The sequence below is a fragment of the Delftia sp. WSY_10 genome (assembly GCF_043104705.1).
In the GTDB taxonomy this organism is placed as follows: Bacteria; Pseudomonadota; Gammaproteobacteria; order Burkholderiales; family Burkholderiaceae_C; genus Comamonas; species Comamonas tsuruhatensis.
Genome location: NZ_JBICKY010000053.1, coordinates 143,157 through 164,767 on the forward strand (window position 1 = coordinate 143,157; position 21,611 = coordinate 164,767).

Annotated in this window: 15 protein-coding genes and 1 tRNA gene; 7 read left to right on the forward strand and 9 right to left on the reverse strand. The window is 66.8% G+C overall.

Annotation, left to right across the window (positions count from 1 at the left end; all coding sequences use genetic code 11):
- Nucleotides 1-296: 296 nt before the first annotated feature.
- Nucleotides 297-2,117: a methyl-accepting chemotaxis protein gene (locus ACF8ML_RS21860; RefSeq protein ID WP_016454855.1), complete on the forward strand. Its 1,821-nt coding sequence runs from the start codon at nucleotides 297-299 to the stop codon at nucleotides 2,115-2,117.
- A gap of 32 nt (nucleotides 2,118-2,149) precedes the next feature.
- On the opposite strand, the gene ACF8ML_RS21865 is transcribed toward ACF8ML_RS21860, so the two are convergent.
- Nucleotides 2,150-3,637, reverse strand: coding sequence for a diguanylate cyclase (locus ACF8ML_RS21865; RefSeq protein ID WP_047327720.1), 1,488 nt, complete (start codon nucleotides 3,635-3,637; stop codon nucleotides 2,150-2,152).
- A gap of 704 nt (nucleotides 3,638-4,341) precedes the next feature.
- Between ACF8ML_RS21865 and ACF8ML_RS21870 the strand changes: the two genes are divergently transcribed.
- Together ACF8ML_RS21870 and ACF8ML_RS21875 are read left to right on the forward strand one after the other, a co-directional pair.
- Entirely contained in the window at nucleotides 4,342-4,821 is a 480-nt protein-coding gene (locus tag ACF8ML_RS21870) for an Lrp/AsnC family transcriptional regulator (protein WP_016446843.1), read from the forward strand.
- A 176-nt stretch (nucleotides 4,822-4,997) separates the two neighbouring features.
- A complete protein-coding gene (locus tag ACF8ML_RS21875) occupies nucleotides 4,998-7,445 on the forward strand; it encodes a penicillin acylase family protein (protein WP_047327721.1) in 2,448 nt (815 codons plus the stop codon).
- Nucleotides 7,446-7,549: 104 nt separating this feature from the next.
- Here ACF8ML_RS21875 and selD read toward each other — a convergent pair whose 3' ends face one another.
- Nucleotides 7,550-8,608, reverse strand: a complete 1,059-nt coding sequence (gene selD, locus ACF8ML_RS21880) for a selenide, water dikinase SelD (protein ID WP_016446845.1) — start codon at nucleotides 8,606-8,608, stop codon at nucleotides 7,550-7,552.
- A gap of 99 nt (nucleotides 8,609-8,707) precedes the next feature.
- Here selD and ACF8ML_RS21885 point away from each other — a divergent pair, with 99 nt between their 5' ends.
- The 4 genes from ACF8ML_RS21885 (at nucleotide 8,708) to ACF8ML_RS21900 (ending at nucleotide 12,024) form a co-directional block, all read left to right on the forward strand.
- Nucleotides 8,708-9,520, forward strand: a complete 813-nt coding sequence (locus tag ACF8ML_RS21885) for an N-acetyltransferase (protein ID WP_047218171.1) — start codon at nucleotides 8,708-8,710, stop codon at nucleotides 9,518-9,520.
- A 200-nt stretch (nucleotides 9,521-9,720) separates the two neighbouring features.
- Complete coding sequence (locus ACF8ML_RS21890) at nucleotides 9,721-10,290, forward strand: YfiR family protein (protein WP_016446847.1); 570 nt, start codon at nucleotides 9,721-9,723, stop codon at nucleotides 10,288-10,290.
- Nucleotides 10,287-11,516 (forward strand): diguanylate cyclase domain-containing protein, encoded by a 1,230-nt coding sequence (locus ACF8ML_RS21895; protein ID WP_016446848.1) that lies wholly within the window; start codon nucleotides 10,287-10,289, stop codon nucleotides 11,514-11,516. The genes ACF8ML_RS21890 and ACF8ML_RS21895 overlap by 4 nt, the downstream gene beginning before the upstream one ends.
- A 1-nt stretch (nucleotide 11,517) precedes the next feature.
- The gene (locus ACF8ML_RS21900; protein WP_016446849.1) at nucleotides 11,518-12,024 is read left to right on the forward strand and encodes an OmpA family protein; all 507 of its coding nucleotides are present in this window, start codon (nucleotides 11,518-11,520) and stop codon (nucleotides 12,022-12,024) included.
- A gap of 32 nt (nucleotides 12,025-12,056) precedes the next feature.
- Here ACF8ML_RS21900 and ACF8ML_RS21905 read toward each other — a convergent pair.
- The 7 genes from ACF8ML_RS21905 to fdnG all read right to left on the reverse strand — a co-directional run bounded on the left by ACF8ML_RS21905 (nucleotide 12,057) and on the right by fdnG (nucleotide 21,562).
- Nucleotides 12,057-12,152, reverse strand: a tRNA-Sec gene (locus ACF8ML_RS21905).
- A 180-nt stretch (nucleotides 12,153-12,332) separates the two neighbouring features.
- Entirely contained in the window at nucleotides 12,333-14,273 is a 1,941-nt protein-coding gene (gene selB, locus ACF8ML_RS21910) for a selenocysteine-specific translation elongation factor (RefSeq protein ID WP_392407960.1), read from the reverse strand.
- Between the two features lie 10 nt (nucleotides 14,274-14,283).
- Nucleotides 14,284-15,738, reverse strand: coding sequence for an L-seryl-tRNA(Sec) selenium transferase (selA, locus tag ACF8ML_RS21915; protein WP_392407961.1), 1,455 nt, complete (start codon nucleotides 15,736-15,738; stop codon nucleotides 14,284-14,286).
- A gap of 14 nt (nucleotides 15,739-15,752) precedes the next feature.
- The gene (gene fdhE, locus ACF8ML_RS21920; RefSeq protein WP_392407962.1) at nucleotides 15,753-16,727 is read right to left on the reverse strand and encodes a formate dehydrogenase accessory protein FdhE; all 975 of its coding nucleotides are present in this window, start codon (nucleotides 16,725-16,727) and stop codon (nucleotides 15,753-15,755) included.
- Between the two features lie 206 nt (nucleotides 16,728-16,933).
- On the reverse strand, nucleotides 16,934-17,560 hold the full coding sequence (locus tag ACF8ML_RS21925; RefSeq protein ID WP_012205324.1) for a formate dehydrogenase subunit gamma: 627 nt from the start codon (nucleotides 17,558-17,560) through the stop codon (nucleotides 16,934-16,936).
- Nucleotides 17,557-18,486: a formate dehydrogenase subunit beta gene (gene fdxH, locus ACF8ML_RS21930; RefSeq protein WP_012205325.1), complete on the reverse strand. Its 930-nt coding sequence runs from the start codon at nucleotides 18,484-18,486 to the stop codon at nucleotides 17,557-17,559. Before fdxH ends, ACF8ML_RS21925 begins: the two co-directional genes overlap by 4 nt.
- Before the next feature lie 10 nt (nucleotides 18,487-18,496).
- Nucleotides 18,497-21,562, reverse strand: coding sequence for a formate dehydrogenase-N subunit alpha (fdnG, locus tag ACF8ML_RS21935; RefSeq protein WP_392407963.1), 3,066 nt, complete (start codon nucleotides 21,560-21,562; stop codon nucleotides 18,497-18,499).
- Nucleotides 21,563-21,611: the final 49 nt, after the last annotated feature.

Consider the following 21,611-nt stretch of genomic DNA (forward strand, 5'->3'; position numbering starts at 1 on the left):
GTTTGCGACAAAAAGATCCCGCCTGCAGGGCGGGAAATGTCTGTGTTACAAATTGACACTATAGCATGCATCCGTCCAGGATGTGACGATAACTTGCAAAAACCTGACGACTCAGGCCCCGGTGGCGTTGCAAGCAAAGCGCTGCTTGCTCTAAGGGGTGGTGCAGCGGATCACCTGCAGCCAGGAAGCGTGCAATTGCAAGGGCAAGTACGCACTCTTTGAGCTCTGGCGGCCGGTGTGTCTCGGATAGGCTCGGTGGGCATCCACAGCCCTCGTTTTTGCCTTTACTACGCATCATGTTTCAAACACTTCGTGCCCGCCTGATCCTCATCTGCGTGGCAATCACAGTGGCCGCGCTGTTCGCGCTGTCCATGGCCACCTTCTGGACGGCGCGCGGCAGCACGCTGTCCGGCATCGACGAAAACATCGGCCAGCTCACGCAGGCCCATGCAGCCGCATTGACCGACTGGGTCCAGGACAAGCAGCGCATCACCGGCTCGCTGAAAACGGCGGTGCAACAGCCGGACCCGATTCCTTTCCTGCTGGCAGGCCAGCAGGCCGGCGGCTTCGATGACGCCTACTTCGTGCATGCGGACAAGCGTGCCGTGTTCACCCATCCCATGCCGGAGAACTACGACGGCACCCAGCGCGACTGGTTCAAGCAGGCCGTGCGGGAAGGCCGTCCGGGCGTCACGCCGGCCTACGTGGATGCCAGCACGGGTGAGCTGACGATCAGCTTTGTCGATCCGGTCGGGGCCTCGGGCGCGATCACGGCCGTCGTCGGCACCGATGTGCGGCTGGCGGCCATGTCCAGGAAAGTGGCGGCCATACGCCCCCAGGAAAAGAGCTTCGCCTTTCTGATGGACGGCGAAGGCCGTCTGCTGGCCTACGCCAGGCCCGAGCTGGCGCTCAAGCCCGCTTCGGCGATTGCACCGGAGCTCGATGCGGCCCTGATCAAGCGCCTGGCCGAGCAGGGCGGACGTGCCGACCTGGTGCTCGATGGAGAGCCGCAGATGGTCTATGCCGCCAAGGTGGAGGGCACGCCCTGGACGCTGGCCGTGGTGATCGACCGCGCACAGGCCACGCATTCCGTAAGCGCGCTGCTGCAGGTGGCCGCCTTCATCACCGCGCTTTCCGTGCTGGGTACGGCCGTGCTGTTGACCGTGGTGCTGCGCCGGATGCTCATGCGCCTGGCCGTGGCGCGCGATGCCTTGCAGGACATTGCTTCCGGCGAGGGCGATCTGACCCGCCGCCTCACGGCGGCAGGCCGGGACGAACTGGCGCAGATCGGCCAGTCCTTCAATCAGTTCGTGGACAAGATCGCCACGGTGCTGCTGCGCATTCGCGAATCGTCGGAATCGGTGCGCATGGCGTCGGCCGAGATCGCGGGCGGCAACCAGGACCTGTCGTCACGCACCGAGCAGCAGGCCAGCTCGCTGGAGCAGACGGCAGCCGCCATGGAGCAGATCACGGCAACCGTGCAGCAAAACGCGGCCAATGCCCGCCAGGCCAGCGAGCTGGCCACCAGCGCCTCGCAGATCGCCACGCAGGGCGGTGAGGCCGTGGGCCAGGTGGTGCAGACCATGGGTGGCATCGAGGCGTCGGCACGCAAGATCGAAAGCATCATCGGCGTGATCGACTCCATCGCCTTCCAGACCAACATCCTCGCGCTCAATGCTGCCGTCGAAGCGGCCCGTGCCGGCGAGCAGGGCCGTGGCTTTGCGGTGGTCGCCAGCGAGGTGCGCACGCTGGCCCAGCGCAGCGCCACGGCGGCGCGGGAGATCAAGGCGCTGATCGACGATTCCGTGGGCCAGATCGACACGGGCAGCCGGCTGGTGCGCAATGCGGGCACCACCATCGACCAGGCCGTGGACGGCGTGCGCAAGCTCAGCACGCTGGTGGCCGAGATCAGCAACGCCAGCCAGGAGCAAAGCCGTGGCATTGCCGAGGTGGGTAGCGCCATTGGACAGATGGACCAGGTCACGCAGCAGAACGCCGCCCTGGTGGAAGAGGTCACGGCGGCTGCGCAATCGCTGCAGCAACAGGCCGTGCAGCTGGCCCAGGCCGTGGCGGGCTTCAAGCTCGACGAAGGAAACGGCGCCCGCCGCCTGCGCTGAGCGCGGGCAAAACGCCGAGGCGGCGCCTGGTGTCAGGCCGCCTTGGCGCCCCCGGAATGCTCGCAGGCAAAGGCCGGTGTACCGGCCTCGTCCGGCCGCTCGCCAGCCACGAAATACCGGTCCCGGCCGCTGGCCTTGGCCTGGTACAGCGCCGTGTCGGCCGTGCGCAGCAAGGCGCTCAAACCCAGCGGAGGCTGGGCCATGTTCGTGCAGGCGATGCCAATGCTCAGCGTGGGGCAGATGGTTGCGCCATCGCTTGTCTCGATGCGGATTTCGCGCGTGGCTTCGCACAGCCGCTGGGCCACGGCGCTGGCCGTGGCGCAGTCGGCGCCAGGCAGCAGCACGGCGAATTCCTCGCCGCCCAGGCGGCCTATGAGTTCATGCGGGCGCAGCGCCTGCGACAGGCGGGCCGAGACTTCCTGCAGCACCCGGTCGCCAGCGGCATGGCCGTGGCGGTCGTTGGTGTGCTTGAAGTGATCCAGGTCCAGCATCAGCATGGCGCCCGACTGGTGCTCGCGCTGCAGGCGCTCCAGCGTGCGCTGAGCGCGCTCCAGAAAGCTGGTGCGTGCCAGCAGGCCGGTCAGCGCATCGTGGTTCACTGCATGGCGCAGTTTGCTGAGCATGTCCTTGAAGGCCATGAGCGTGCAGGCCACGGCCAGCGGGCCTATGGACAGCATGGCCAGGCCCAGGCGGAACGAGAACGTGGTCTCCAGTTCGGAACTGGGCGAGGTGAGCAGTACATCTGAAAATGTGGCCAGCTTGATGGCACAGCTGGCGAGGTTGAGCAGGGCGACCACGAACAGCCGGTAGCGCATGGCACACAGCAGCATGGCCGGCATGCTCAGGGACAGCGCGCCCGGCCCGCCTAGGTAGATGGCAATGGCCTCGGAGATCACCAGGGCCAACAGCGGCAGCAGGGCCTGCACGATCTGCCTGAACGGCTGGCCACGCCAGGACAGCAGCTCCAGGCTTGCGGGAAAGCTCAACAGAACGGGCAGCAACAGGGTCATGTGCATCAGCTCGCTGCTGAACCACATGGCCATCATGGGCTGCCAGGGCCAATGCATCAGCTGGTGCATGCCCACCGAGCCCAGCACGGCGCCGACCACGCTCACAAGCAGGCTGCACATCACCAGGTGCAGCACCGATGAGGGGGAGCGCATCTGCCGCACCCGCAGCGGCAGGCGCCGCATCATCACCCAGCCGCAGGCCACGGCCGCCAGATCGGCGAAAGTCAGCCACAGGGTCTGGTCAAGCGGGCTGCCCGACAACCATTCGGCCAACGCCATGGCCACGGCGGCCGCCGTCCAGCAATGCCTATGGCTGTAGGCGGGGCTGCGCAGCATCCAGCCCAGGAGCAGGGCGTTGGACAGCCACAGAGATGACAGATGCCCCGGAGAGCGCAGGCCCAGCGCCACGGCCGAGCACAGAAACAGCACCCCGCCCAGCACAAAGCTGTCCCGCCAGGGCGTTGCAGCTTGTGAAATCCACGGATCTCCAGATACGGCGCGATATGACATATGTCTCCCCTGTGGAGACTGAATGGAGGCACCGGACACTGCGCGCGTTCGTCGGGCATGCCGGGCATGCCCTTGTCATGGGGAACGAGCGGTCCGGCGGGCAGCGGGAAATCGGAAAACCCTCCTTTGGCGTGCTGCGGCAAGCCGCGTAACTGCGGGCAGGCCATGCGTCGGAAGCCGACGGATGTGAGGTAACTTGAGTTCACAAAATTTACGCCTGCGGGGCCAATCTAGCGGAAATGCATGTATTTGCAAGTACTGATCCATCATGCGTGCTGCGCCTTCCCAAGCGGTTTGCCGTGTTCCGTCGAGCCCGGCCAGTACGGCCGCAGGCAGGCAGCCCTGCCCGCGGGGCAGCGTTGCCAAAGGAAGGATGGGATGCATGCTAAGTATTTATGCGAGGTCCCAGCCGGGTGACATGCAGCGGCGGAGCATCGGGGTATGTCGGGGGATTTGTAATTAGTTACTTTTGTTTCTGCTAGCCATTACTCTTGCTTGGTGGTGCCCATGTGCCGTCGCTGCTGGGCGATGCGGGATGGGGATGCATTCCAGATGCGGCGGTATCGGATGAAACGAGGATCTTGTTGATGAAAGCGACGATTTGCAGCGCATAGAATTGCCGGATTGGTGGATATCTCTGCCGAAATGTTGAACACGTCCGAGCCGCCGCCATAGGCTCTTGCCGTTGACGTCCAGGGAGCTGCATGGAATACCGTCTTGATGAAACCGACCGCCAACTGCTGCGCCTGCTGCAGACCAATGCGCGGGCTTCCACCGCGCATCTGGCCCGGCAGATGAATCTGGCGCGCACGACGGTGGTGGCCCGCATTGCCCGGCTGGAGCAGGAAGGCGTGATCGCCGGATACGGCGTTCGCCTGGGTGCGCGCGTGGAGCAGTCTGCGGTGCGCGCGTACTGCGGCATTCGCGTGCAGCCCAAGACGGCCACTTCAGTAATGCAGGCACTCAACCGTTTCACCGAGGTCGAGGAGGTCTCCGCCGTCAGCGGCCAGTACGACTACATGGTGTTCGTGCGCTGCGAGAGCAACGAAAAGCTCGACGCGCTGCTGGACCGCATAGGCCTGATCGACGGCATACAGCAGACCTATACCTCGGTGGTGCTCAGCCGCAAGATCGACCGGCGCATGACAGCGGCGCTGAGCCAGCTGGCTGAATCTGCCGCCTGAGTCTTCTGCCCGTGCCGGCCGATGGAGAGCCGGGCGGCTGTCCGCATCGACTGTCGGGCATCAGACATTTCCTAGTGAAACTGCCGGGTAGGCAGTGCCTTGCCTCGCTCCTATGCTGATGCGGGCCCCGTGGCAGACCGGGGCCTTTGTGTACGCATAACACCAGGAGACAAAGCATGCACCCAGCGCTTCGCAGTGGATGGAAACCCTTGTCATTGATAGCCCTGGCCGCCTTGGCGGCCTGCGGCGGTTCGGGAGACGGCTCCGGCAGCAAGTACAGCGCGGAGATCCGCCGCACGGAGATGGGCATTCCGCACATCAAGGCCAAGGACTGGACGGGCCTGGGCTATGGTGCGGGCTATGCCCAGGCGCAGGACAACCTGTGCACCATGGCCGACTCCTTCCTGACCTACCGCGGGGAGCGTTCGCGCCACTTCGGCGGCGATGCCCAGGCCGTCTATGACAGCACCATCGACCGGCCGCGCAACATCGATTCGGACTTCTTCTTCCGCCATGTCGTCTCCGATGACGCCGTGGCCGCCATGATCCAGGCCCAGCCCGACAAGCTCAAGCAACTGGTCGATGGCTTCGTGGCAGGCTACAACCGCGTGGTGCGCGAGACCCCGGCCGGGGCCAAGACCAATGCGGCCTGCGCGGGCCAGCCTTGGGTGCAGGCCATCACGGCCCAGGACATCTGGCGGCGCATGTATACGGCCAATCTTGCCGGCGGCTACAGCAATTTCGTGGCCCAGATCGCCAATGCCGTGCCACCTGCAGCGGCTGCGGCGGCAACGGCCTCGGCCAAGCCGGCGAAGGGCCGGTCGGCCGCGACGCAGCTGGCCGCGCTCAAGCCGGGCCAGGTGGTGGCGCCATCATTGCAGGTGGGCGGCACCACGGGCATAGGCAGCAACATGTACGGCTTCGGCCAGCAGGCCACGGGCGGCAGCAGCGTGCTGTTCGGCAATCCGCACTGGTACTGGAAGGGGCCGGACCGCTTCTACCAATCGCAGCTCACGATCCCCGGAGAGATCGATGTCAGTGGCGCCAGCTTCCTGGGTATCCCGATGGTGCTGATCGGCTTCAACAACGACGTGGCCTGGAGCCACACCGTGTCCACGGCGCGGCGCTTCGGCCTGTTCATGTACCAGCTGGCGCCCAATGATCCGACCCGCTATGTGCGCGACGGCAAGACCGAGGCCATGCAGGCCAGCAGGATCACGGTGAGCGTGCGTAATGCCTCCGGCGGGCAGGACCAGGTCACGCGCACGCTGTACAAGACCGTTCACGGCCCCGTGGTCAACCTGGGCGCCATGGACCCGGCGCTGGGCTGGACCACGCAGAGCGTGTTCGCCATCCGCGACATCAACGCCTACAACTACCGCACCTTCCGCAACTGGCTGCGCTGGAACCAGGCCAAGTCGCTGGACGAGTTCATCCGCATCCAGAAGGAGGAGTCGGCCATTCCCTGGGTCAACACCGTCGCTGCGGGACGCGGCAACGCCCAGGTCTGGTATGCCGACATAGGCGCCGTGCCCAACGTGCCGCCCGCGCAGCTGCAGGCCTGCGCCACGCCGGCCTCGGCGGCCATCAACGCGGCGCTGCCCCAGGTGCCGGTGCTGGCCGGCGGCAGCAGCCAGTGCGACTGGGGCTCGGATGCGGATTCGGTGCAGGCCGGCGCCATCGGCCCGGCACGCATGCCCAGCCTGCTGCGTGGCGACTACGTGGGCAACATGAATGACAGCTACTGGCTGTCCAATGCCTCGGCACCGCTGACCGGCTATCCGGCCATCTTCGGCTCCACCTCTTCTGCCCAGAGCCTGCGCACGCGCCTGGGCCACACCATGGCGCTGCAGCGGCTGGCGGGCACGGACGGCTATCCGGGCAAGCTGGCCACCAGCGACATCGTTCGCCAGATGGTGCTGGACAGCCGTGTGTACAGCGAGCGTTTCAAGGACGAGGCATTGGCCCAGGTCTGTCCAGGCCCCGTGTCCTCGGCGGGTGAAACGGTGGACGTATCGGCTGCCTGCACGGCGCTGCAGGCCTGGGACGGCACGGGCACGGCGGCATCCAGGGGCTCCCATGTCTGGGACGAGTTCTGGAAGCGCGTGGCCAGCCAGATCAAATCGGCCGACCTGTATGCCGTGCCCTTCGATGCGGCCGACCCCGTCAACACGCCGCGCGGCATCAAGCCCACGGCCAAGGCGGCGCTGCAAAAGGCGTTCGCCGAAGCAGTGAAGGCCGTGCAGGCCAGCGGCTTTGCCATGGATGCGGCGCGTGGCACCGTGCTGTTCTCGCAGCGTGGCGGAGAGAAGACGGCGCTGTATGGCGGATGCGGCGAGGTGGGCTACTTCACCATCACCTGCTCGGAAAACAAGATAGAGCAGGGCGGCTACAGCATGGACGGGCAGCCGCACGGCAACAGCTACATGCAGGTGGTGAGCTTCCCGGCGGCCGGAGTGGAGGCCCATACCTTCCTGACCTTCTCGCTGTCGGACGATCCTGCCTCGGCCCACTATGCGGACTACACCAAGGCCTACGGTGCGCGCCAGTGGCTCAAGCTGCCGTTCACCGACAGCGCCATCCAGGCCAGCCCGGCCTACAAGACGCAGACCGTGAGCGAGTGACATCCGCTGTCCGGCGTGATGCAGTGCCCACCTGAAGGGGCTGCATCCGGCATGCAATGCAAACGGGGGCCCAGGCCCCCGTTTCGCTTGACTGGTTGCCTGGCTCAATCCACCACGACGCGGGCCTGGCCCGCTTCCATGCGGCCGACGATGGCTGCATCGCCAAAGCCCTGTTCGGCAAACAGCGCAAGCACCTGGTCCGCCACATCGGGCGTGCACGATACGAGCAGGCCGCCCGAGGTCTGCGGATCGGTCAGCAGCGCGCGCTGGGCATCGGTGATGCCGGCGCCCAGCACCACCTGCGTGCCATATGAGGCCCAGTTGCGGCCCGAGGCGCCCGTAATGACGCCCTGCTCGGCAAAGCCCTGCACCGTGGGCAGCACGGGCAGGCTGCGGCTGTCGATGCGCGCCGTCAGGCCCGCGCCGCGTGCCAGCTCCAGGCCATGGCCCAGCAGGCCGAAGCCCGTCACATCGGTCAGCGCGTGCACTCCGTCCATCTTGCCCAGCGCCGTGCCGGGGCGGTTGAGCAAGGTGGTTGCCTCCACCATGGCGCGGTAGCCGGCTTCGTCCAGCAGGTTCTTCTTGAGCGCGGCCGATAGAATGCCCACGCCCAGCGGCTTGCCCAGGATCAGCACATCGCCGGCCTTGGCGTCGGCGTTGCGTTTCATCTGGCGCGGGTTGACGATGCCGATGCCCACCAGGCCGTAGATGGGCTCGACCGAGTCGATGGAGTGGCCGCCGGCCAGCGGAATGCCGGCATCGCGGCAGACCGACTCGCCGCCTTCCAGGATCTTGGCAATGGTGTCGTGCGGCAGCACATTGATGGGCATGCCCACGATGGCCAGGGCCATCAGCGGCTGGCCGCCCATGGCGTAGATGTCGGACAGCGCATTCGTTGCGGCGATGCGGCCGAAGTCATACGGATCGTCCACGATGGGCATGAAGAAATCCGTGGTCGCCACGATGGCCTGCTCGTCGTTGATGCGGTAGACGGCGGCGTCGTCAGCGGTCTCCGTGCCCACCAGCAGGTCCGGGAAGAACTGCTTGGGCAGCGCGCTCTTGCCGATCAGCTCCGCCAGCAGGCCCGGCGCGATCTTGCAGCCGCAGCCGCCGCCATGGGACAGCGAGGTGAGTCGGGGAGCTTGGGAGGTGTCTGTGGTCATGGAGCAATCCGGCGAACGGGGGCGATCGCAGTAGTGGAAAAGAGTGCCTGCCGCCAGCGCGGCGGCGCGCCATATTATGGGCGGGCACGGCGTGCGGCCATGGTACAAGCGGGCATGTCCAAGTCTTTCGCTCATGACCGCGCATCCGTGGACTGCGATCCCGAGACGGTGGTCGGCGTGGAGCAGCGCGGCTTCAACGCCTGGCCAGCCCAGCGCACCGTGCTCTGCGGGGACTGGCTGCTGCGCGCCGCGCAGGGCCATACCAAGCGGGCCAACTCGGCCAATGCCCATCAGCCCGGCGCCCGCCTTGGCGCCTTGCTGGCGCAGATCGAAGCCTTCTACCAACGCCAGGGCCTGCCGCCCGTCTTCCGCCTCTCGCCCCTGGCCAGCCCCGAGGCCGATGCCCAGCTGGCGCAGGCCGGCTACCTGCTGGCCGATCCTTCGCTCGTGATGCGCGCAGCCTTGGCGGACATGGCGCAGCCGGCGGACGAAAAAGGCTGGACCCTCGCCATGGATGCCCGGCCCGGTGCGGCCTGGCTGCAAGGCTTTGCCGAGGCCGGCGCCGTGCCGCCCCGTCACAGGCAGGCGCATCACCACATGCTGCAGTCCATTGCCTGGCCCGCCGCCTTTGCCACGCTGCGCGTCGGGGGCGAGGTGGCCGGGTTCGGCCTGGCCGTGCTGGAGCGCGGCTGCGTGGGCCTGTATGACATCGTCATCGCACCTGCAATGCGCGGGCGGGGGCTGGGCCGTGCGCTGGTGTGCGGCCTGCTGCACTGGGGACGGACGCAGGGGGCGCAATGGGCCGAGCTGCAGGTGCGGGCTCCCAACCGGGTGGCGCGCGGGCTGTATGAAAGCCTGGGCTTTCATCCGCTCTACGCCTATCACTACCGCCTGCCTGCCGCGGCACCTTGATGTGCCGCAGCGACTAAGAAAGGATGATGACCCAGCGCGACACTCCGGGTGCTCCGAGGCGGGCGATATGTGAAAAAATGCTTCGATGCGCCGTCGTGGTGCAATGCATGGATTTCCCGTTCAAGGAGCCTTGGTTGGCTGTTCGCATAAATCGCTCACAGCGCTCGCAGCGCTCACTTCTCCCATCCCGCAGGTGGTGCATGGGTGGCAGGATCAAGGGCCTGCCGCCCGCCTGGGCCTGGGTGGCCGTGTGCCTGCTGGCGCTGCAAACGGGTTGGGTGGGGCTGGTGGGGCAGGCGCATGCCGAACCATCGGCCGACGAGCATGAGCTGGGCGTGACACGCACAGTCTTAGGCATCCTGGGCTACACGCGCTGGCCCACGGAAAGCGCGGTGCTGCGGCTGTGCGTGGTGGGCTCCACCGAATATGCCGATGACCTGCTCAATGGTGCCCCGCAGACCGTGGGCAGCCAGCGGCTGGAAGTCCGGCGCGTCGTGCTTTCCGATGCGCGCATCCTGGCCGAATGCGAAGGCATCTATGCCGGCCAGCTCGATGAAGCGGCCTGGCGCAAGCTCATGGAGCAACTGGCCGGACGGCCGCTGCTGACCATCAGCGAGCGGGGCGAGCTGTGCCGCATCGGCGCCATGTTCTGCCTGCGCCGCCGTGGCGAGGGCGCGGGCTTCGAGGTCAGCCTCGACTCCGTGGCACGCAGCGGCCTGCGCGTCAATCCCAAGGTGCTGCAGCTTGCGCGCCACAGGACGTTGCCATGAAGTTGTTCCTGTCCGGCAGCGCCTCCCTGCGCAACGTGATCCGCCGCGCGCACATGCGCATGGCGGCGGTGGCCATTGCGCTGGCGGGCGCGCTGCTGCTCATCGTCGGCGTGGCCACCCTGCGTCTTTACCTGTCCAACAACCTGCATCTGGTGGCACGTTCGCTGGCCTATACGGTCGAGGCATCGCTGGTCTTCGGTGACCGTGACGAGGCTGCCCGCGTGCTGGACCAATTGCTGCGCGGCGAAGGCGTGGCCCATGCCGAGGTTTTCGATGCCGAGCAGCGCCCGTTCGTGCAGTGGTCGGGCCATGGCGGCTCGGCGCTGTCCAGCGTGGGTGAGCTGCTGGCCATAGGCATAGGCCTGCCGCGCGCCGAGGCCGATGTGCGCCAGGATGGCCGCCTGGTCGGGAGCGTGCAGCTGTCCAGCGATGGCGTGGGCCTGGTCCGCTTTCTGGGTGCAGGCTTCATCGTGCTGGTGCTGTGCGTCGGCGTGAGCGGCTATGTGGGGCTGCGCCAATCGCGCCGCATGCTGCGCGACATTGCCGAACCGCTGCAGCAGTTGGCGCGCGTGGCGCACGCCGTGCGCCATGACCGGTCCATGGACCAGCGCGTGCCGCTGGCGCGCATTGCCGAACTGCGCGAGTTGGGAGACAACTTCAATGCCCTGCTGGCTGAGCTGCAGACACGCCACGAGCGGCTGCAGCAGCAAAATTCGGCCCTGGAGCGCCAGGCTTCGCGAGACAGCCTCACGGGGCTGGCCAACCGCCTGCATTTCGAGCAGCGCCTGCAGCAGGCGCTGGACAACGCGGCCGAAACCGGACAGAAGCTGGCCGTGCTGTTTCTGGACAACGACCGCTTCAAGCAGGTCAACGACGCGTACGGCCATGCTGTGGGCGATGTGCTGCTCAAGGCCGTAGGCGCAAGACTGCGCTCGCAGGTGCGCGAGAGCGATCTGGTCGCGCGGCTGGGCGGCGATGAGTTCGCCATCCTGCTCTATCCCGTGGGCGGGGGCGGCGATGCGCAGATGGTGCGGGACAAGATAGAGGCCGCCATGCATGAGCCTTTGGTGGTCAGCGAAGGCGTGGTGCTGCAGCCTTCGGTCAGTGCGGGCGTGGCCCTTTTTCCCAAGCATGGCCAGAGCATGGAGACGCTGATGCGCCATGCCGACCAGGCCATGTACCAGGCCAAGGCCATGCGCCAGGCCGAACGAGTCACAGGAGGATGACATGTTGAAACGACGGAGCTGGACCCGGATGTGCGGCGCAGGTGCGGCCGCTGTGCTGGCCCTTGCGCTGGCGGGCTGCAAGGCGGCGCCCGAGGCGCCGCCTACGCCGCAGGGCCTGACCGAGCAGCAGCAGCAAGTGCTGCGCAGCCAGGGCTTTGCACAGGCGGAGCAGGGCTGGGAGCTGCAGATGTCGGGCAAGCTGCTGTTCGGCTTTGACTCGGCCGAAGTCGGCGCCCAGGCGCGCACCAAGGTGCTGGAACTGGGGCGGGCGCTCAAGGGCGTGGGCATAGAGCGGCTGCGCGTGGAAGGCCATACGGACGATCGCGGCAGCGATGCCTACAACATGCGCCTGTCGCTGCGCCGCGCAGAGGCCGTGGCCGATGTGCTGGCCGAAGCCGGCCTGGCGCGCCAGGATATCGAGGTCAAGGGCCTGGGCCGCGCCATGCCCGTGGTGCCCAGCGATGCGGCGGAGAACCGCCGCGTGGCCATCGTCGTGCCATTGCAATAGCCGGAACCTGGCTGGAATCAGAGTCGGGGGATTGGCGGAAAGCAGCAGGAGTCGAACCTACCCAGGAGCGGCTGACGCCCCTGACCGGGTTTGAAGCCCGGGCGCACCACCGGGTGCGTATGCTTTCCTTCTGGCTTGAAGCTCCCCCTGAGCGGCTTACGCCGCTTCCCCCTCTCTACCCGCTTCGCGGGGGAGGGGGACGACACCCTTGCTGCGGGGCGGCCCTTGCTCGGTGTCTCTCGCCCTGGGCCGCGCCGGTTGCTGGCGCCGTGGCGAAGCAAAGCTGGCCATTGTAGCGGCCCCTTGCCTCAAATTCTTGCTGTGGCGCCAGTGGTCCACTGCACATCGGGGCGCAGCAGGTGGGCGTCGCGCAGGCGGCGGGTGTAGCCGATGCGGTCGAAGAATTCGAGGATCTGGATGGCGCGCTTGCGGCCCAGGCCTGTGGCATCGCGAAAGGCGTGGGCCTGGATTTCGCCGTTGGGGGTGGCGGCGGCCAGTTCGCGCACCAGGGCGGCGAGTTCGTCCGTGCGGGCGGCGGAGTAGAACAGGTCCTTGGTCACCTGAAACAGCAGTCCCTGGCGCGCGAGTTTGCGCAGCAGCTGGCGCACGGTTTCCTCGCCGATGGCGTTGTCGCGTGCCAGGTCGCGCACCCAGGGCGGGTCGTAGCGGCCGGCTTCGATGGCCGGCAGCAGTTTCTGGGCGATCTGTGTTTCGCTGTCCGACAGCTGCACGCTGTGGCCGGGCAGGTGCAGCCAGGCGCCGCTGGAGGCCAGGCTGCCATCCTGCAGCAGCGTTTGCAGCAGGCCTTTCCACAGCGCGTCATGTCCTGCATGGACCAGGCCGGACAGTGCCATGCGGCGCAGGCGTGCCGCGTTCACGCCGGGCTCGTCGGGGTTTTTTTCGTGAAAGCGCGCCATGCTGTCCAGCACCTGGCCGCGCAGCTGCGTCCAGCGTGCGTCACCCAGCAACAGCGTGTCGCCCTCGGCCAGTGGAAGTCGGTGCAGCCGGTGCCCGCCGTTGTCCGTGGTCACGGATGCGCGGCCTGTCAGGCGCATGAGCTGCGACGTGGCAATGCCGTGCGCCGCGCCTTGCACCAGCGCGCTGGCGTCCCCGGTGGCAATCAGCGATTCCAGCGCCTGCAGATAGGCCGTGCGCTCGGGGCTGCGGCGCTTGCGTGCGGGAGCAAAGGGGTCGATGACGCTGCCGCCCGCAATCGTACGGTTGGCCTGGGCATTGCGCACGATGAGCCGGTCGCCGGGTTGGGCATGTACGGGCATGTCCAGCACCAGTTGGACGATGGCCTGCTCGCCGGGACCCAGCGGCTGGTCCTGCAGCAGGGCCACGTGGGCCGTGCAGCGCGCCGTACCGATGTGCACATGCACAGGCGTCCATTGGGCCAGTGATGGCGCATCGGCCAGCAGTTGCAGGCGCACGTCGATCCGGTCGCTGGCCTGCAGCAGCCGTGCGTCGGCGATCCAGTCGCCGCGCGTGATGGCTTCCTTGGCAATGCCCGACAGGTTGAGCGCGCAGCGCTGTCCGGCCAGGCCCTGTTCGCTGGCCTGGTTCTGGGCATGCAGGCTGCGCACGCGCACCTCGGTGCCCGAGGCCGAGTGCACCAGCGTGTCGCCGACTTTCACCTGCCCGCCGAACACGGTGCCTGTGACCACGGTGCCCTGGCCCGGCAGCGTGAAGCTGCGGTCCACGGCCAGGCGGAACAGTCCGTCGCTGGCCCGCGCGGGAATGGACTGGGCACGCGCCATGAGGTGCTCGCGCAGCTGCGCCACGCCCGCGTCACCGGGCTGGGCGGCGGCGGTGGGAAAGACCGGGGCGCCGGCCAGCGCCGTGGGCGCCAGCAGGGACTCGATCTCGGCACGCACCTGCTGCAGGCGCTCGGGCGTGGCGCGGTCGGCCTTGGTCAGGGCCACGGTGGCTTCGCGCACGCCCAGCAGCTGCAGGATGTCCAGGTGCTCGCGCGTCTGCGGCATGACGCCGTCGTCGGCCGCCACCACCAGCAGGGCGTGGTCTATGCCCACGGCGCCTGCGGCCATGGTGTGCACGAATTTTTCGTGGCCGGGCACGTCGATGATGCCCAGTACCTCGCCATTGGGCAGCGGCGTGTAGGCATAGCCCAGCTCGATGGAGATGCCGCGCGCCTTCTCTTCCTTGAGGCGGTCGGTGTCCACGCCCGTGAGCGCGCGCACCAGGGTGGTCTTGCCGTGGTCGATGTGGCCGGCGGTGCCAATGATCATGCGTTCGTCCTCAGGCGATGTGCAGCAGCGGCAGCTGTTCGGTGAAGGCCGGCTCGTCGGCTGCCTCCAGGCAGCGCAGGTCCAGCCACAGCGCGTCGTCATGCAGCCGGCCGATGACGGGGCGGGGCAGGCCGCGCAGGCCCGCTTCAAGCCGGGTGAGCTGGCGGCCGGCTTGGCGACCGTCGGCCGGATGCAGGCGCAGGCCCCAGCTGGGCAGGTTCTCCACGGGCAGGGCGCCGCTGCCGATCTGACTGTTCATCTCGGCGGTTTCCACCACATAGCGGCTGCCCAGCGCCTGCTGCACCAGCGGCTGCAGCGCCTGCGCGCGGGCCTGCATGTCGGCCTGGGGGCGCGTGAACAGGCGCAGCGTGGTCAGGCGCTCGGCCAGCTTTTCGGGGTGCAGGTACAGGCGCAGCGTGGGCTCCAGCGCGGCCAGGGTGAGCTTGCTCACGCGCAGCGCGCGCTTGAGCGGGTGTTTCTTGATGCGGGCGATCAGGTCCTTGCGGCCCACGATCAGGCCGGCCTGCGGACCGCCCAGCAGCTTGTCGCCACTGAAGGTGACGATGTCGGCGCCCGACTCGATGGTCTCGCGCACCGTGACCTCGTAGGGCAGGCCCCATTCGCGCAGGTCGACCAGGGTGCCGCTGCCCAGGTCCACCACCATCTGCAGGCCGTGCGCATGGGCAATGGATGCCACCTCCGCGTCGCTCACGGCCTTGGTGAAGCCGGTGATGGCGTAGTTGCTGCAATGCACCTTCATGAGCAGGCCGGTGTGTTCGCCGACAGCGCCTTCGTAGTCGCGCGCATGGGTACGGTTGGTGGTGCCCACCTCGACCAGGGTGGCGCCCGCGCGCGTCATCACGTCGGGGATGCGGAAGGCCCCGCCGATCTCCACCAGCTCGCCGCGCGAGACGATGACCTCGCGCCCGGCCGCCAGCGTGGCCAGGGTCAGCAGCACGGCGGCGGCGTTGTTGTTGACCACGGTGCAGGCCTCGGCGCCCGTGAGTTCGCAGACCAGGGATTCGATCAGGTCGTCGCGGTCGCCACGGCCGCCGTCCTCCAGGTCGTACTCCAGGTTGGCCGGCGCCGTCATGGCGGCCACCACGGCGTCCACGGCCTCCTGCGGCAGCAGGGCGCGGCCCAGGTTGGTGTGCAGCACCGTGCCCGTGAGGTTGAAGACCGTGCGCAGGCGGGGTGCAAAGCGCCGCGCCAGGCGCAGGCCGGCCGCCTGGATCACCTCAGTGATGCCGGGCGCGCCTGCATCGGGCTCGCCGGACCGCAGCCGCTGCTGCGCATCGGCCCGCATCTGTGCCAGTGTCTCGCGCACGGCCTGGGTGCAGGCATCAAGGCCGTGGCGCTCGCGCAGCGCGAGCATGTCGGCGCTCAGCAGCACCTTGTCCACGGCAGGCAGGCGCAGCGCGGGCGGGGTGGAGGAAGCGGCAGAGGTGGCGGCGGTATCGGTCATGGTGTGCGAAAGGGTCAGGCAGCAGGTGTGGCGGGGTCGATCAGCGCGTCGCCGGCCTCGTCCTGCTCCTCGGCAAAGGCCACGTAGAGCAGGGGATTGGCGCTGGCGCGCTGAAAGCGCGTCTCCTCGCCCATCAGCAGGTCCAACATCAGCGAGGCCAGGTCGTCGGCCAGGGGCTCGGCCATGGGGTCCTTTTCCTGGTTGACCACCTTGCGGTAGCTGCCGCATTCCTCGCAGGTCTCGGCCAGCACGGTATCGCCTGCGCCATCGATGCCCTGGTACTCGACGCCCTTGGTCGACTCGCAGTGGGAGCACTTGACGCGCACCATGTGCCACTCCGTGCAGCAGGTGCCGCAGTGCAGGTAGCGATGGCCTGCGGCCTTGCCGCCAATGCGCAACACGCTGGCCACGGGCTCGCTGGCGCAGACGGGACAGATCGAGGCGGGATCGGTATAGGGCACGTCGCGTGCGTTCAGGCCGCTGGCGCGCGTGGCAAACACCACCTGCAGCGCAGCCATCACAAAGGGCGCCATGCCCACGTGGCGGGCCGCCACTTCCTTTTGCAGCAGCCGCTGCGCGATCTCGTCACGCCCGGCCGTGTCCAGCGCGCGCAGCTCCTGCAGCAGCGGGTGCAGCGGCGCTGGCAGGCCGTCGGCGCCCGACAGGGCATCGAGCATGCGGTCCAGCACGCCATGCCAGGCGGCATCGATATGGTCGGCGGCAGGCAGCAGCGGCATGGAATGCTCCTGCGCCCGCGCGATCAGCGCCGCATCGGGCTCGGCCAGCGTCAGCTGCCCGGCGGCCTTGGCCTGCGCGTCCACGATCTGCGCCACAAACCGCAGGTAGTCGGCAATCGGATTGCCCTCGGCCAGCTGCCGCAGCCGCGCCGCCCGCTCGACGAACAGCGCCGGCAACTGCGGCAGCAGCACGCGCGGAAAACTGGTGTGGTCCAGCGACTCGATATCGCCGGGTTGAAGAATGCGTTGCATTGGAATGAATCCCAAAAAAACAGCCGCCCGGATCGCTGGGCGGCTGGGTGCTCAGGCTGATGCCTAGTATGACGCCATGTCTGTGAAAACTGGCGCGGCCCAAGGCGAGGGGCACCGAGGAAGGGCCGTCCCGCACCGAGGGTGCCGTCCCCCTCCCTCGCGCAGCGAGTAGAGAGGGGGAAGCGGCGTAAGCCGCTCAGGGGGTGTCAGTCATTATCACCGGTCATCTTGCGATACCACCCCCGGTGGTGCTGCTTGGCCCAGGCCCGTGTCACCGTGCCGTACAGCATGGCGCGGATGGTGCCCCGGGTCCAGATGGCCGCGTACACGTGCATGATGATCAGGCCGATCATCCACACGCCCGCAATGGCGTGCACCACCGAGGCGGCGCGCACCACGTTGACGGGCAGCGTCCACCAGGCGCGCCACATGAGCGCGCCGGTCACGGTGATCGCCAGCATGCCGATGACCAGGCCCCAGAACAGCAGCTTCTGGCCGCCGTTGTACTTGCCCTGCTCGGGCATGTCGTGGTCGTCGCCGTCGATCATCTTGTTGACGTTCTTGAGCCACTCGATGTCGCGCGGCTCGACCACGTTCAGGCGCCAGAAGCGCAGCGCCATGATGATGAAGAACAGCGCCATCACCACCCCGATGTAGGGGTGCAGGATGCGTGTCCACGGCCCGCCGCCGAACAGCTGCGTGAGCGGGAAGAAGGCCGGGTGGAAGAACGCCAGGCCCGACAGCGCCAGCAGGATGAAGCAGATGCCGACCACCCAGTGGTTGGCACGCTCCGATGCGTTGTAGCGCACCAGGTCACGTGGGTTGCGTTTCATCGGCGGGCCTCCTTTTCAGCGGCTTCCTGGTCCTTGCGGTCCATTTCGTCTTCCAGTTCCTTGGACACGTCGTTCGGGCCCTTGGTGATGTAGTGGAACAGGCTGCCGACGGCAGCTGCGCCCAGCGCGGCCATGGCCAATGGCTTGGCCACACCCTTCCACAGGGACACCATGGGGCTGATCTTCGGGTCGTCGGGCAGGCCCTTGTACAGCGAAGGCTTGTCCGCGTGATGCAGCACGTACATCACATGGGTGCCGCCCACGCCCTGCGGGTCATACAGGCCCGCCTCGGCATAGCCGCGCCGCTTGAGGTCGCCGATGCGGTGCTCGGCCTGGTCCTTCATCGCCTCCTTGGTGCCGAACATGATGGCGCCGGTGGGGCAGGTCTTGACACAGGCAGGCTCCCGGCCGACGGCCACGCGGTCCGAGCACAGCGTGCACTTGTAGGCCTTGTGGTCCTTCTTGGAGATGCGCGGAATGTTGAACGGGCAGCCCGTGACGCAGTAGCCGCAGCCCACGCACTGGTCCTGCTGGAAGTCCACGATGCCGTTGCTGTACTGCACGATGGCGCCCGGCGAGGGGCAGGCCTTCAGGCAGCCCGGGTCCTCGCAGTGCATGCAGCCGTCCTTGCGGATCAGCCACTCCAGGTTGCCGGTCGCTTCGTTCTCGTACTCGGTAAAGCGCATGACGGTCCACGACTGATCGGTCAGATCGGTCGGGTTGTCATAGACGCCGGCCGCGCAGGTGCCGATTTCGTCGCGCAGGTCGTTCCACTCCATGCAGGCGGTCTGGCAGGCCTTGCACCCGATGCACTTGGAGACATCGATGAGCTTGGCCACCTCGCCGCTGTGCGTTTCGCGCGCACTGGGAGCAGGCGTCGTCGTGGCCGAGCGACGCTTGATATCGAGAGACATGGTTGATGACATCAGCTGCTCCTTAAACCTTTTCCACCTTCACGAGGAAGGTCTTGGATTCCGGGGTAAGGCTGTTGCCATCGCCCACCGATGCCGTCAGGTTGTTGGCCATGTAGCCCTTGCGGCCCGTCGACGAGAAGCCCCAGTGAATGGGCACGCCCACGTGGTGGATGGTCTTGCCATCGATCTTCATGGGCTTGATGCGCTTGGTCACCACGGCGGCCGCCTTGACGAAGCCGCGCTTGGAGCTGACCTTCACATGCTGGCCCGTCTCGATGCCCAGTTCCTTGGCCAGCGCCTCGCCGATTTCCACGAACTGCTCGGGCTGAACGATGTTGTTCAACTGAACGTGCTTGGTCCAATAGTGGAAGTGCTCGGTCAGGCGGTACGTCGTGCCCACATGCGGGAACTCGCTGGGCGAGCCTGCCGAATCCTTGGCGGAGTCGAAGATGCGGGCGGCCGGGTTGATGACAGCCAGCTTGTTGTCGGGATACATGGGGTTGTATCCCAGCGGGTTGTCGAAGGCCTCGTAGTGGGTGGGGAACGGTCCCTCGTTCATGCCCTTGCGGGCGAAGAAGCGCGCCACGCCCTCGGGGTTCATGATGAACGGATCGGTGGTCTCCGGCGGCATGGTCGGACCCATGTCGGGCACGTCGGCGCCGCCCCAGGTCTTGCCGTTCCAGCGGATCAGCGTGCGCTGGGGATTGAACGGCTGGCCGTTGCGGTCGCACGAGGCACGGTTGTAGAGCACGCGGCGGTTGGCCGGCCAGGCCCAGGCCCAGTTCAGCGTATTGCCTATGCCCGTAGGGTCGCTGTTGTCGCGTCGGGCCATCTGGTTGCCGGACGAGGTCCAGCAGCCAGCCCAGATCCAGCAGCCGCCCATCGTCGTGCCGTCGTCGCGCATCTCGCCGAAGCCGGCGAGCTGCTCGCCTGCCTTGCGGATGAGCTTGGTCGGGTCCTTGGGGTCGAACAGGTCCACCAGCGCGCGGCCGTTGTACTCCTTGGCGATCTCTTCCGAAGTCGGATGATCGGCATGGGCATACGGCCACCACAGCTTGGTGATCGGCTCGGGGAACTTGCCGCCGTCCTTCTCATAGGCCTGCTTCAGGCGCAGGTGCAGGGCCGACATGATGGCGATGTCGGTCTTGGCTTCGCCCGGGGGCTCGGCCGCCTTCCAGTGCCACTGCAGCACGCGCGAGGAACTGACGACGGCGCCATCTTCCTCGGCAAAGCAGGTCGTGGGCAGGCGGAACACCTCGGTCTGGATGGATGCCGAATCCACGTCGTTGAACTCGCCGTGGTTCTTCCAGAACTCCGACGTTTCGGTGACCAGCGGGTCCATGATCACCAGGAACTTCAGCTTCTTGAGGCCTTCGCGCACATTGTTGCTGTTCGCAAGAGCCGCCAGCGGGTTGAAGCCCTGGGCGATGTAGCCGTTGATCTTGCCCTGCGCCATCATGTCGAACACCTGCAGCATGTCGTACTGCTTGTCCAGCTTGGGCAGGTAGTTGAAGGCCCAGTTGTTCTCGGCCGTGGCCGCCGGTCCCCACCAGGCCTTCATCAGGCTCACGTGGAACTTGGGCGTGTTCGACCAGTAGTTCATCTGGCCCGGGCGCATGGCCTTGGGCGTGCGCGCGTCGATGTACTTCTGGTAGTCCTGCTCGCCTTCGTTGGGCAGCGTCAGATAGCCTGGCAGCGAAGCCGACAGAATCCCCAGGTCCGTCAGGCCCTGGATGTTGGAGTGCCCGCGCAGCGCATTCATGCCGCCGCCGGCCACGCCGATGTTGCCCAGCAGAAGCTGCACCATGGCGCCCGTGCGCAGGATCTGCGCACCCGTGGTGTGCTGTGTCCAGCCCAGTGCGTACAGGATGGTTGCGGCGCGGCCCGGCACTGCCGTCGAGGCCAGCTTCTCGCACACATGCAGGAATTTTTCCTTGGGCGTGCCGCAGGCGCTCTCCACCTTCTCGGGCGTATAGCTGGCGTAGTGGCGCTTGAGCCATTGGTACACGCAGCGCGGATGCTGCAGGCTGGCGTCCACCTTCACGTAGCCGTCGGCGTCGAGTTCATAGTCCCAGCTGGACTTGTCGTACTTGCGGGTCTGTGGGTCGTAGCCCGAGAAGATGCCCTCGTCGAACGCAAACTCCTCCTTCACGATGTACGAGAAGTCGGTGTAGTTCCTCACGTACTCGTGATGGATCTTGTCGTTCGTCAGCAGATAGTTGATCACGCCACCCAGGAACACGATGTCCGAGCCCGACCGGATGGGGGCGTAGAAATCGGCCACGGAGGCGGAGCGGTTGAAGCGCGGATCGACCACCATGAAGTGCGCACCGTTGTGCTCCTTCGCTTCGGTCACCCACTTGAAACCGCAGGGATGTGCTTCAGCGGCATTGCCGCCCATGATCAGGATAACGTCCGCGTTCTTGATGTCGACCCAATGGTTCGTCATCGCTCCACGGCCAAACGTCGGGGCAAGACCTGCCACCGTCGGGCCGTGTCAGACACGTGCTTGGTTATCGAGTGCGAGCAGGCCCCAGGAGCGGGCCACCTTGTGTGTGACGTAGCCGGCTTCGTTGCTGGAGGCCGAGGCGGCCAGCATGCCGGTGGTCAGCCAGCGGTTCACCGTCTGGCCCTTGTCGTTTTGCTCGACGAAGTTCGCGTCGCGGTCGTCCTTGAGCAGCTTGGTGATGCGGGTCAGCGCCTCATCCCAGGACATGCGCTTCCACTCGGTGGAGCCGGGCGCGCGGTACTCGGGATACTTCAGGCGGTGCGGGCTGTGGACGAAGTCCAGCAGCGATGCGCCCTTGGGGCACAGCGTTCCGCGGTTGACGGGGTGGTCGGGATCTCCCTCGACGTGGATCACCGACAGCTTGGCGTTCTTGACGCCATCGCTCAGCGAATACATCAGGATGCCGCAGCCTACCGAACAGTAGGTGCAGGTCTGGCGGGTGACCGTGGTGGCGGCCAGCTTGAACTGGCGCACTTCAGCCAGGGCGGCCGTGGGCGAGAAACCCATCAACGCCAGGCTGGATCCGGCCAGAGTCGAACCAGTCACTTTCATGAACTGGCGTCTGGAGAATTGGACCATGTGGGGTACCTTCTAATAGAAATTGACGCTTGTAAGCAAATTCTACGAG

Excerpts from the sequence above, each read along its gene's own strand:
- fdhE (WP_392407962.1), bottom strand. The coding sequence starts at position 16,727 with ATGCAACGCATTCTTCAACCCGGCGATATCGAGTCGCTGGACCACACC.
- selB (WP_392407960.1), bottom strand. The coding sequence starts at position 14,273 with ATGATCATTGGCACCGCCGGCCACATCGACCACGGCAAGACCACCCTG.
- ACF8ML_RS21925 (WP_012205324.1), bottom strand. The coding sequence starts at position 17,560 with ATGAAACGCAACCCACGTGACCTGGTGCGCTACAACGCATCGGAGCGT.
- ACF8ML_RS21900 (WP_016446849.1), top strand. The coding sequence starts at position 11,518 with ATGTTGAAACGACGGAGCTGGACCCGGATGTGCGGCGCAGGTGCGGCC.
- ACF8ML_RS21875 (WP_047327721.1), top strand. The coding sequence starts at position 4,998 with ATGCACCCAGCGCTTCGCAGTGGATGGAAACCCTTGTCATTGATAGCC.
- ACF8ML_RS21860 (WP_016454855.1), top strand. The coding sequence starts at position 297 with ATGTTTCAAACACTTCGTGCCCGCCTGATCCTCATCTGCGTGGCAATC.
- selA (WP_392407961.1), bottom strand. The coding sequence starts at position 15,738 with ATGACCGATACCGCCGCCACCTCTGCCGCTTCCTCCACCCCGCCCGCG.
- fdxH (WP_012205325.1), bottom strand. The coding sequence starts at position 18,486 with ATGTCATCAACCATGTCTCTCGATATCAAGCGTCGCTCGGCCACGACG.
- ACF8ML_RS21890 (WP_016446847.1), top strand. The coding sequence starts at position 9,721 with ATGGGTGGCAGGATCAAGGGCCTGCCGCCCGCCTGGGCCTGGGTGGCC.
- ACF8ML_RS21865 (WP_047327720.1), bottom strand. The coding sequence starts at position 3,637 with ATGTCATATCGCGCCGTATCTGGAGATCCGTGGATTTCACAAGCTGCA.
- ACF8ML_RS21870 (WP_016446843.1), top strand. The coding sequence starts at position 4,342 with ATGGAATACCGTCTTGATGAAACCGACCGCCAACTGCTGCGCCTGCTG.
- ACF8ML_RS21885 (WP_047218171.1), top strand. The coding sequence starts at position 8,708 with ATGGTACAAGCGGGCATGTCCAAGTCTTTCGCTCATGACCGCGCATCC.
- ACF8ML_RS21895 (WP_016446848.1), top strand. The coding sequence starts at position 10,287 with ATGAAGTTGTTCCTGTCCGGCAGCGCCTCCCTGCGCAACGTGATCCGC.
- selD (WP_016446845.1), bottom strand. The coding sequence starts at position 8,608 with ATGACCACAGACACCTCCCAAGCTCCCCGACTCACCTCGCTGTCCCAT.